Source organism: Xanthocytophaga flava, assembly GCF_030068545.1.
Lineage (GTDB): Bacteria > Bacteroidota > Bacteroidia > Cytophagales > 172606-1 > Xanthocytophaga > Xanthocytophaga flava.
Map to the genome: position 1 here is coordinate 84,522 of NZ_JASJOR010000035.1, position 9,898 is coordinate 94,419.

The window sequence follows — 9,898 nt, forward strand, 5'->3', positions numbered from 1 at the left end:
TCATGACGAAACCTGACAACAGGTAGTATACTTTATTCAGGCTGATTTTTAGCATTCCATATAAGAGAATAAGTAAATAGTCTAATAAATTTACGAAATACCGTAAACCATTTTTTTGGTCTTCTGAAACAATTTACTGATAGTCAAGCAATTGCAATTATGGTCTGGATTTAGCTATTCTATTGGATAGTAAGAGGGTGTACTATAAGTATGCGATGTATTCAGGTTGTATCTGTGATAATAAGTGACGCCGTTGCCAGTCATAATGGTATCAGACTAGTATATTTTACAATACTGATTTTCTAAGGCGTGTTCACCTCACTATGAATCTAGTACCCTTATCACATATATTTTTTCTTAACCATTTAACCAATTCATTACAATGAGTACACTAAAATTAAAAGACGGAACAGAACTGTATTACAAAGACTGGGGTACTGGTCAACCTATCGTTTTTCACCACGGCTGGCCATTGTCTAGTGATGACTGGGATGCACAAATGTTCTTCTTCTTCAAGCAAGGATTTCGTGTAATTGCACATGATAGAAGAGGTCATGGCCGTTCTACGCAAACTACATCCGGGCATGAGATGGACACATATGCTTCAGATGTAGCGCAACTGGTAGAAGCATTGGATTTGAAAAACGCGATACACGTAGGCCATTCAACGGGTGGAGGAGAAGTAATTCGCTATGTGAATAAATATGGCAAAGGTCGGGTTGCCAAAGCTGTCTTGGTGAGTGCGGTAACACCTAGTATGGTAAAAAGTCCTCAAAATCCGGATGGTGTTCCGATGAATGTTTTTGATGATATTCGTTTGCAGACTGCTACCAACAGACAACAATTTTTCAGAGATCTTACGCTACCATTCTATGGATATAACCGGGAAGGAGCAGTAGAAAAAGACGGCATTCGCTTAAACTGGTGGAGACAAGGAATGTCAGGCAGTATCCTGGCTCATTATGAATGTGTAAAAGCTTTCTCTGAGACTGACTTCACAGAAGATCTTAAAAATGTAGATGTTCCTGTTTTGGTATTGCATGGAGAAGATGACCAGATTGTTCCTTACCAAACCACTGCTTTACTAGCTGCCAAGCTACTGAAGCATGGTAAGCTAATTACTTATCCAGGTTTCCCTCATGGAATGCCTACAACAGAAGCAGCGACCATTAATGCTGATATTCTGAACTTTATCAAGTCATAAGTAGGAATAGAATAGTTGCTGCATACATTAAGTATTCTATGTATGCAGCAACTTACATAGTTATCAAACAATAGCACAGTTATATTTGATATTAACTAAATAGTAGTGTATAAAAGATGTTCGTAATAAACTGAGTTGCTAAAACTTCTTTTTTCCATGATATAGATCCTTGGGTCTTTTGGATTTAACAGCTATTCCAACTAATTTATTTGTGATATTATATTTATTTTTCAGTTGAGTAGCATCAATGACTTCTAATCCCAATATATTGTCGTTATCCACTAAAGCTAGATTACCTTCATAATTTTCTTCTTGGATTTTATCATTTAGAATATATTGAAAATCCTTGTCACTACCGATCTTAGCAATAAGACTATCATATGATGCAGAGTAAGATCTAAAAAAACGTATGAAACGACTCCGTGCAAAACCCTTAGTTTCCATATAAACCGCTCCATCTTTTGCTTTCTCTCCTAATAAATCAACAGCCTCTTTATCATAAAACATATTGACTATCGCAATTGTATTAGGATCTATCCCATTTAAAGCAGATTGATTAACCTGAGTACTATCTAACATAAAAACAGGATTAGCTCCAAGTTTTTTTACTGCCTTTTCAGGTTTTTGAGCTATTACCTGCCCAAATGTTAGAACCGAGAAAGCAATGGTAAGTATTCTTTTTTGCATATTTCTTCTCAATAACTACAATATATAAAGGTGTATTTTGTATTACTTATTAAGTAAAATAATCAACTATAGGAAATCTCTACGTAAAAGGTATTACACAAGCTTTAAAATATAGCTGCAACTCGTGAAAGAATTGTTTATAGTAGACGAGTAAAATGAAGTCGCATTTTCATCATAAGTTCACAAGTAGCTTAAAAAAATTAATAAAAACAAGGTTGCAAAAGCATAAGCACATTTTCATATAATGAATACAGACAATGTCTATACTTTAATTATGAGAAGTAATATCTTTTTTGAAAAGTCTTGATTATTAGATTGAAATTAAACCCTACTATTTACTAGAGAAATAGTGAATAAACTCTCTGGAGAACCATTCAGTAATTATAGATTAGAGAGCCCTAATACTCTTAAAGAAAAACAAGTTATAACTCGCAAAAGAAATATTTTTAGCAACCAAGATAAAGGCTGGCGAGGAACCACGCCTTAATTTATCTATTATGGCTCATTCTTATGATTAAAAATTAGTAAATACAAAGTGATTTAAAAATTGATTGATTTTTAGAAATACCTGCTTGATTTTTCATAACGGCAGGGGTCGTTCTCATACTACTTTTGTATCACAAATAACAACAAAACATACAAAAAGTAACTATCATGAAAACGAAAGAACAAATTAGAACTCTTGCACAACAAGCTTTTAAAAATCACCTTGAATACCTGTCTTCAGGAAGAATTACTGAATGGGTAGACTTATTTACCAATGATGGTATATTAGAATTTCCTTATGGTCCAGCCGATTTTCCCAAACATGTAGAAGGAAAGCAATCCTTATATGAGTATATGAAGAACTTCCCTGAACATTTTAAGGTACAGTTCGAGAACCTGCATTTTCATGTAACTGAAGATCCTACACTTGTCATTGCAGAGTTTACCAGTAGTGGTCATGCCATTTCGACAGGCAAGCCTTACAATCAGAAATATATCTCAGTGGTGACAACCAATGAGGATGGAGAAATCATCAAATATGTAGACTTCTGGAATCCAATGGTAGCAATGGAAGCGATCAATGCCCCACTCGCAAGTTTTGTCGAAGGCAGTCATGCATAATGCCTGTTTTATGCAAACTGGGTGCAGGTGAATCTATAACCTCCACCCAGTATATTTTTATCCAACAGAATCCCCTCTAATAATTACTCATTACCCTTACATGAAATATTTGCGTAATTTTGTCCTTCTGAAAAGAATTTTTTCAAATCAAAATCTGAAGGACAAATTGGCTAAACCAGAAACAATAGAAGAATATTATGCAAATCGTCCATTTTTGTCTGCTGCTGAGGTAGACAGGAATGCCGCCCACTTTAATATCTTTCGTATAGGTGATCCGGATATTGAAGACATACAAGTTCCTTTTGGCCGCAAGGATTATTTCAAGATCTGCATTATTACAGGAAACAGCCGTATACACTATGCAGATAAGACCTTCGAAGTACGTGAACATGGGCTATTATTTGCCAATCCACAAATCCCTTATAACTGGGAACCTCTTACGCCAAACCAACAAGGATTTAGTTGTATTTTTAATGAAGCTTTTTTTGAACGCTTTGGCAGAATAAAGGAATATCCGGTTTTCAAACCAAGAGGATTTCCTGTATATGAACTGACTACAGAAGAACTTTCAACTATTAAGGCCATTTTTGAGCAAATACTAAATGAGAAGAATGGTCAGTTTGAATTTAAGGACGATGCTATCAGAACACTGGTACTCCAATTGATTCATAGTGCCATTAAAATGCGTCCGGCAATCAATACTGTTCCAGAAAAGGTAACGGCCGCCAGCAGAATTACCTCATTGTTTTTAGAACTCCTTGAACGGCAGTTTCCTCTCGAAAGTGCATCTTCAGAAATACAACTCCGTTCTGCATCTGACTTTGCGAATCAGATGGCAGTGCATGTCAACCATCTAAATAAATCTGTAAAGGAAGTTACCGCAAAAACTACCTCTGAGATCATTATGCAGCGATTGTTGCAGGAAGCCAAAATCATGTTGAAGCATACATCCTGGCCTATATCAGATATTGCCTATGCACTTGGCTTTGAAGGTCCTACTCATTTCAGTACGTTCATTAAGCGACAATTACAATTGTCACCTTCTCAGTACCGCAATACGTAATTTGGCTTTAGCAAAAAATCTTCTTGTCTCTTCTTAGTATACATTGGCTAAACTTTTCCATGCATTAAAAGCAAGGTAGTTTAGCTGTACTACTATCACTCTACCACGTACATACGAAAGGGGTATTTTTCCCGTATCTGCAGGGCATTTTCCCCGTTTCTAGCCTCAGTAGTAGAAATCATCCACATCAAGCAGTATTTTTCCGAAGTAGTTTAGTATCAAAGCTTTTACCTATGAAAACTGCCCCACTACTTGGAGTTATCGGATCTCTATTACTCTTTGTGAGTACCTTTATGCCTATTCTTACAGTTCCCTTGTATGGTAGTATTAATTACTTTCAGAATGGTTTAGGTTATGGAGTAGTTATAGCTGCAATTGCTATGATTGCGTTGGTTCTGGCTATATTAAAAGAGAATTTGTTTCAGAGTGCAACGGCGCTATCAGCTGTGATCGTGATAGGATACACTTACATAAACTTCCAACATGCCATAGATGCCTTACGAACTGAAATGCAAGTCAGGTTAGTGAGTAACCCTCTTCGTGGCCTGGCAGATGGTATGATTAAGGAAATCCAAATCGAATACGGCTTTGTCGTGATGGTGATTGGAGTTATACTATTATTTGTCGCAGGGATAGTTAGAGATTAAAAGAAATTTATTTCAATTCATACTCCTAAACTCTATAGGTGTTTTGCCAGTTTTTTGCTTGAAGAGTTTATTGAAATATTGAGGATAATCAAATCCCAGTGCATAGGCTATCTCACCAACAGATTTATTAGTACTTAGCAGACTGTTTTTGGCTTCCTCAATCAGATAAAAATGTATGTGGTCCTGGGTGTTTTTTCCTGTTTCTTTTTTCAATAGATCACTCAGATAACCTGGGGACAAATTTACCTGATCTGCCAGGTATTTTACTGTCGGCAAACCCTTTTCACTTATGCTATTACCATTAAAGTATTCACTCAAAATCTTTTCGATTTGAACAACCACAATGTTATTGGAGTTTTTTCGGGTTATAAACTGTCTTCCATAAAACCGGGAACAATAATTTAAGAGCAATTCTATTGTGGAAACAATGATGGCCTGGCTATGGACATCAATATTTTCCTGTAACTCAGATTCAATTTTTACTACACAATCATATAAAGTCTGTTTTTCCTTTTCGGACAGATGAAGGGACTCTGATATTTCGTAAGAGAAAAAGCTATAATCCTTCATCTTGTCATTCAAAGAAGTAGCCCGAATTAAATCAGGATGAAAATATAATCCCCAACCCATCATAGTTGCAGATACTTCAATATCATCATCCATTTCTATGACTTGGTTAGGAGCCATACAAATCAGATTGCCCTCTTGAAAATCAACAGTTTTACGTCCATACTTTATATTATTTTTGCTATAATTTTTGAACATAACCGCATAAAAATCAGATGAAATTTTCTTCTTATCATGTACATATTCAGGTAAGTTACTGAGATCTACAACAGCTATCAAAGGATGCTTAAGAGTCTGATTTAACTCGAATAATTTGAGTAAATCAGAAATGGTTTGTAAATGGAAAAACTGATTCATAAAGTATAGGTACTGATTGTAGATAACTGATATAAATATATTCTCTTTTTTGGTAAAAGTCAGACTGCCACGATTTTCAAAGAACCTCTTAGTATAAAATGTAGGGACAGAAGCTATGGATATCTTACTATGTGGCTCCTTTCCCTACATATAAAAATCAAAATCCAAATTGGGTTTTCACAGCTTCTCTAAAAGCTTTATCATCTAATTGGCTCCTGTTTGAGATCATCACTTTAGCATCCTCTCCAGCTGTGTATCGCAACTGATCAGTTCCATCAGTGGCTGCTTCATAAATTACATTGGCGACCACATTGGCCGATGAAGGGCTTTGAAATAAAATTGCCATTCCTGCCAATGTTTTTTCGACTAAAGGTTGATATTCGGTAAGGCTTGCCTCATTGCTAAAGTCAAACGAACGCCCTGAAAAATCAGTAGCAATAGCACCTGGCTCAACGATTTTTACTTTCCCACCAAACTCTTCAACTTCATAACTCAAGGATTCAGATATACCTTCTACGGCAAACTTGGTTCCATGATACAAAGCACCAAACGGGAAGCTCATTTTACCACCAATAGACGAGATATTAATGATAACACCACTTTTGTTTTGGCGAAAATGGGGGAGAAGTGCCTTTGTCACATCTAACAGCCCAATCACATTGGTGTTAAACTGACGAATGATCCTTTCCCTTGAAAACGATTCCAGAGGGCCATACGCACCATAACCTGCATTGTTTAACAATACATCAATTTTGCCAAATTTTCGGACGCCTTCATTGACTGCATTTTCGATAGAATGTATATCCAGCACATCCAGTTTAGTAACCAATATATTGTCTAACGTTGTCAGTTCTGTTTCGTTTTCAGGAGTACGCAACGTAGCGATCACATTCCATCCTTTTGACTGAAATAATTTTGCAGTTTCTTTTCCAATACCACTGCTTGCACCCGTAATTAAGATTGTCTTTTTCATTTTTTTGAGGTTTTAATTATGATGTAAAGGTCTTGTAAAAAGGGTAGTGGGATATAATACTAATTCAGGGTAGTTGTATTCTTTTTGCGGATTGTGCCCATTTGGAAGGACAGTTGCTCGTCATAATCGCCTATAGGAGAATTGTCAGGCTGCATTTATAAGTTTGTCAAACCTTATTTATTCATTAAAAACTATCTTTACCCAGTAACTTCAGAAGATGACAGCTAAAAAAATAAAATCCATTCCAGTAAACTCTATGGGAACCGACTTCGGTGAAGGAGTTGCTATTGAGAAGATATCTTTCCAGGATTTTGGTACTGTGGAAATTGAAAAAGCGACTCAGTCACACCGTGAGGATAGTCATTCTTTTTTCTTGCTTGAAGAAGGATCTGTTTCCATTGAAATTGATTTTCAAGAGTATACCATTAAATCTCCATCTATTATCTACATGCATCCAAACCAGGTACATCGTATACTGGCATTTGACAATGTAACCGTTAGCAGTTGGTCTATCAGTAATGAAAATCTGAATCCTGTGTACCTAACATTGTTGGAAGACATCACCCCTACAAAACCATTGCTATTAGAGAAAGAAACGTTTTCGGTTATTTCTGAGGCTGTAGCACTTAGCATAAAATTCACTGAACAGAAAAAGAATAAACTCTATCACTCATTACTGAAAGATAGTTGCAATGTATTGGTGGCATTGGTTGCGTCACACTATGTAGAGCACACTACATCAACAGACAAACTTTCACGGTTTGATAGTGTCACCAAAGCATTTAAGAAGCTATTGGAACGTAATTATACCATAACCAAACGTCCGGCTTCCTATGCTGAAGAACTAAATATATCAACACCCTACTTAAATGAATGTGTCAGGAATACAACAGGCCATTCTGTTTCACATCACATCCAGCAACGGGTAGTGCTGGAAGCAAAGCGCTTGCTTTTTCATTCGGATAAATCAGTAAAAGAAATTGCTACAGAATTAGGCTATGACGACTATCCTTATTTTTCACGGCTATTTACTAAGGTTACCGGAATGACAGCACTGGCTTTCCGAAACAAAAACCTCGATTAGTCCAATAGCTGCTCTGTATTGCTGTTTTTTTTCCCTGCTGTACGCTCTTCCTTTGCATTGTCAACTAAAATCATACAGACAATGAACTCATCAAAAGAAAAAAAGGTACTCGTTTCAGGTGCAAGCATAGCTGGACTTTCTACTGCGTATTGGCTAAACAAAATGGGTTACAAAGTAACCGTAGTTGAAATTGCCAACGAACCCCGAATGGGAGGCACAGCCGTTGATTTTCGGGGAAAGACAGTTGATCTTGTGAAACGTATGGGAATTTTTGAGCTGTTACAATCACATGCATTGAATCTGGAACGGATAGAATTTAAGAATGCAGAGGATGTAACTGAGAACTCACTTTTGCTGAACAATGAAAAACATCTTAGTAATGAAATCGAAATTGAACGAACCCAGTTAGTGTGTATTTTACTAGATAGTGTACAAAATGATGTTGAGTTTATTTTTAACGACAGCGTTACTTCATTAACCGAAACAGAAGATGATATAAAAGTCACTTTTAAAAGTGGATCACAACAAGCATTTGATTTAGTAATTGGCTGTGATGGCACCCATTCGGGTATACGAAAAATCTGGTTTGGTGATGAAAGAGAATATACGCATTTTCTGGAAGCCTACTTCTCTATCTCAATTGTGAACAAATCGCTAATTACGCCAAACACCATGCAATTTTATAATGTGCCGGGTAAGGCGTATATGCTGAATGCCTACAAGGATAAAACGGATATCATTTTTTCCTTCCTTTCAGAAAAAGAGATTCCCTATGACTATCGTAATACAGAGCAACAACGGCAAATAATTCTGCAACAATTTACAGGGCAAGGCTGGAGAACAGCAGAATTGTTGGAAGAGATAGCAAATTCAACGAATTTCTATTTTGACAAATTTTGTCAGATCAAAATGCCATCATGGACAAAAGGTAGAGTAGCACTGGTGGGTGATGCAGCCTATTGTGCTTCACCTGCTGCGGGCATGGGAGGCTCACTCGCTGTGGAAGGAGCTACAGCACTGGCCGATGCGCTACAAAAACACAACGGAAATTTTGAATTAGCCTTTCAGGACTACAATAAAAATTTACGCCCGTTTATTGAAGAAGTCCAGGCAGAAGCAGAATTTAATGTCAGAGAAAACTTTATTCCAAGAACAGAAGAAGCGATTCGAAAAAGAAACAGAGATGGCTTTTAACACATTTTCATTGCCCATACCATTATTGTTTGATCTGGTATGGGCAGTTAGAATTTATTACCTGTCAACTACTCTTTGGGACCATCCTGTCAGCTAAACTCAGCGTGTATGTTAGGTTTGGATAAACAAAATCTAAGCTTCGGTTCTCTTGTCCTCTTAACTTGAAAAATTCAGATTCTTGCTCCTGATTGGCTAGGTCTAGTAAATCACCCGTAACAAAATAGGGTAAATTGTCATTGAATTGAATATAGGTCTTTGACGTTCGGAATGTAATCCCTAGCCATTTAATATCTGGTACAATTGGTTTTCCGTTTGGTGTTGGCTTTAGTATAATCTTATGTTGAAACTTAGTGTTAGTCTCCGAAGAAAACAACACCACTGAATTATGAGTCAATTCAATTTCAGATTCTTCGTTTGTTATTTTGTCTTTGATCAGAAGCCTTCGTATGTTTTGCTCTGATAATTGGTCTGGTTGAGCATAACAGGAAAAAACGCCGATATAGGAGTCAGCAGCTAAATCCAGACATTGGTCTGAATGATAGTTCATTTTAGCATAACTACAATCATATACTTCTATTAATGCATTGTTAAAATGCTGTGTAGGTATATTAGGTACACTTTCCTTTATAATAGTATGGTTGATTGCCTCCACTATATTATGGTGAATAGCAGAAAAATTATGTGCAGGTATTGTGTATTTGGTAGTAGTTCTCACTATGGGTATACCCTTCGCTTCCACACGCACCAGATGGTTACCTACTCTGCCTTTTGCTACAGATTCAAATTCAATAGAATGAAATAACTCCTCGAACAGATTTCCGGTTAGAGGAAGTTCTATCTTATAAAATCCAGAATCAATCATTGTCCCTCTATCTGATGTTAATAAATTGAACATGCAAGAAAAAAGTGAACAAAAATATAAGTTCAGGTCTAATTGCCAGAAACACCCAATAGCCCATTCTTTTTTTGGCAAGCCCCTCAGGCAGTGTGTAGGGACTTGCCAAAAAAAGAATAA

The 9,898-nt window shown here is 36.6% G+C and carries 10 protein-coding genes; 6 read left to right on the plus strand and 4 right to left on the minus strand.

The window, feature by feature from the left end:
* Positions 1–382 precede the first annotated feature (382 nt).
* Positions 383–1,204: an alpha/beta fold hydrolase gene (locus QNI15_RS33025; protein WP_313992124.1), complete on the plus strand. Its 822-nt coding sequence runs from the start codon at positions 383–385 to the stop codon at positions 1,202–1,204.
* Positions 1,205–1,342: 138 nt separating this feature from the next.
* On the opposite strand, the gene QNI15_RS33030 is transcribed toward QNI15_RS33025, so the two are convergent.
* On the minus strand, positions 1,343–1,891 hold the full coding sequence (locus QNI15_RS33030; protein ID WP_313992127.1) for a hypothetical protein: 549 nt from the start codon (positions 1,889–1,891) through the stop codon (positions 1,343–1,345).
* Positions 1,892–2,545: 654 nt separating this feature from the next.
* On the opposite strand from QNI15_RS33030, the gene QNI15_RS33035 reads away from it, so the two are divergent.
* The 3 genes from QNI15_RS33035 (at position 2,546) to QNI15_RS33045 (ending at position 4,708) form a co-directional block, all read left to right on the plus strand.
* Complete coding sequence (locus QNI15_RS33035) at positions 2,546–2,998, plus strand: nuclear transport factor 2 family protein (RefSeq protein WP_313992130.1); 453 nt, start codon at positions 2,546–2,548, stop codon at positions 2,996–2,998.
* Between the two features lie 166 nt (positions 2,999–3,164).
* Positions 3,165–4,061, plus strand: a complete 897-nt coding sequence (locus tag QNI15_RS33040) for a helix-turn-helix domain-containing protein (RefSeq protein WP_314036045.1) — start codon at positions 3,165–3,167, stop codon at positions 4,059–4,061.
* Positions 4,062–4,294: 233 nt separating this feature from the next.
* Positions 4,295–4,708 (plus strand): hypothetical protein, encoded by a 414-nt coding sequence (locus tag QNI15_RS33045; RefSeq protein ID WP_313992136.1) that lies wholly within the window; start codon positions 4,295–4,297, stop codon positions 4,706–4,708.
* A 12-nt stretch (positions 4,709–4,720) separates the two neighbouring features.
* Here QNI15_RS33045 and QNI15_RS33050 read toward each other — a convergent pair whose 3' ends face one another.
* Together QNI15_RS33050 and QNI15_RS33055 are read right to left on the minus strand one after the other, a co-directional pair.
* Positions 4,721–5,632: a helix-turn-helix domain-containing protein gene (locus QNI15_RS33050; protein WP_314036047.1), complete on the minus strand. Its 912-nt coding sequence runs from the start codon at positions 5,630–5,632 to the stop codon at positions 4,721–4,723.
* A 157-nt stretch (positions 5,633–5,789) separates the two neighbouring features.
* Positions 5,790–6,605 (minus strand): SDR family oxidoreductase, encoded by an 816-nt coding sequence (locus tag QNI15_RS33055; RefSeq protein ID WP_313992142.1) that lies wholly within the window; start codon positions 6,603–6,605, stop codon positions 5,790–5,792.
* A gap of 256 nt (positions 6,606–6,861) precedes the next feature.
* On the opposite strand from QNI15_RS33055, the gene QNI15_RS33060 reads away from it, so the two are divergent.
* Both QNI15_RS33060 and QNI15_RS33065 read left to right on the plus strand, forming a co-directional pair.
* The gene (locus QNI15_RS33060) at positions 6,862–7,689 is read left to right on the plus strand and encodes an AraC family transcriptional regulator (protein WP_313992145.1); all 828 of its coding nucleotides are present in this window, start codon (positions 6,862–6,864) and stop codon (positions 7,687–7,689) included.
* Between the two features lie 81 nt (positions 7,690–7,770).
* Entirely contained in the window at positions 7,771–8,883 is a 1,113-nt protein-coding gene (locus QNI15_RS33065) for an FAD-dependent monooxygenase (RefSeq protein ID WP_314036049.1), read from the plus strand.
* Between the two features lie 64 nt (positions 8,884–8,947).
* On the opposite strand, the gene QNI15_RS33070 is transcribed toward QNI15_RS33065, so the two are convergent.
* On the minus strand, positions 8,948–9,778 hold the full coding sequence (locus QNI15_RS33070; RefSeq protein ID WP_314036051.1) for an alpha-ketoglutarate-dependent dioxygenase AlkB: 831 nt from the start codon (positions 9,776–9,778) through the stop codon (positions 8,948–8,950).
* Positions 9,779–9,898 lie beyond the last annotated feature (120 nt).

What these genes read in the sequence shown, in the direction of transcription:
- QNI15_RS33025 (WP_313992124.1), top strand. Translation starts at nt 383, where the DNA reads ATGAGTACACTAAAATTAAAAGACGGAACAGAACTGTATTACAAAGAC.
- QNI15_RS33030 (WP_313992127.1), bottom strand. Translation starts at nt 1,891, where the DNA reads ATGCAAAAAAGAATACTTACCATTGCTTTCTCGGTTCTAACATTTGGG.
- QNI15_RS33035 (WP_313992130.1), top strand. Translation starts at nt 2,546, where the DNA reads ATGAAAACGAAAGAACAAATTAGAACTCTTGCACAACAAGCTTTTAAA.
- QNI15_RS33045 (WP_313992136.1), top strand. Translation starts at nt 4,295, where the DNA reads ATGAAAACTGCCCCACTACTTGGAGTTATCGGATCTCTATTACTCTTT.
- QNI15_RS33050 (WP_314036047.1), bottom strand. Translation starts at nt 5,632, where the DNA reads ATGAATCAGTTTTTCCATTTACAAACCATTTCTGATTTACTCAAATTA.
- QNI15_RS33055 (WP_313992142.1), bottom strand. Translation starts at nt 6,605, where the DNA reads ATGAAAAAGACAATCTTAATTACGGGTGCAAGCAGTGGTATTGGAAAA.
- QNI15_RS33060 (WP_313992145.1), top strand. Translation starts at nt 6,862, where the DNA reads ATGGGAACCGACTTCGGTGAAGGAGTTGCTATTGAGAAGATATCTTTC.
- QNI15_RS33065 (WP_314036049.1), top strand. Translation starts at nt 7,771, where the DNA reads ATGAACTCATCAAAAGAAAAAAAGGTACTCGTTTCAGGTGCAAGCATA.
- QNI15_RS33070 (WP_314036051.1), bottom strand. Translation starts at nt 9,778, where the DNA reads ATGTTCAATTTATTAACATCAGATAGAGGGACAATGATTGATTCTGGA.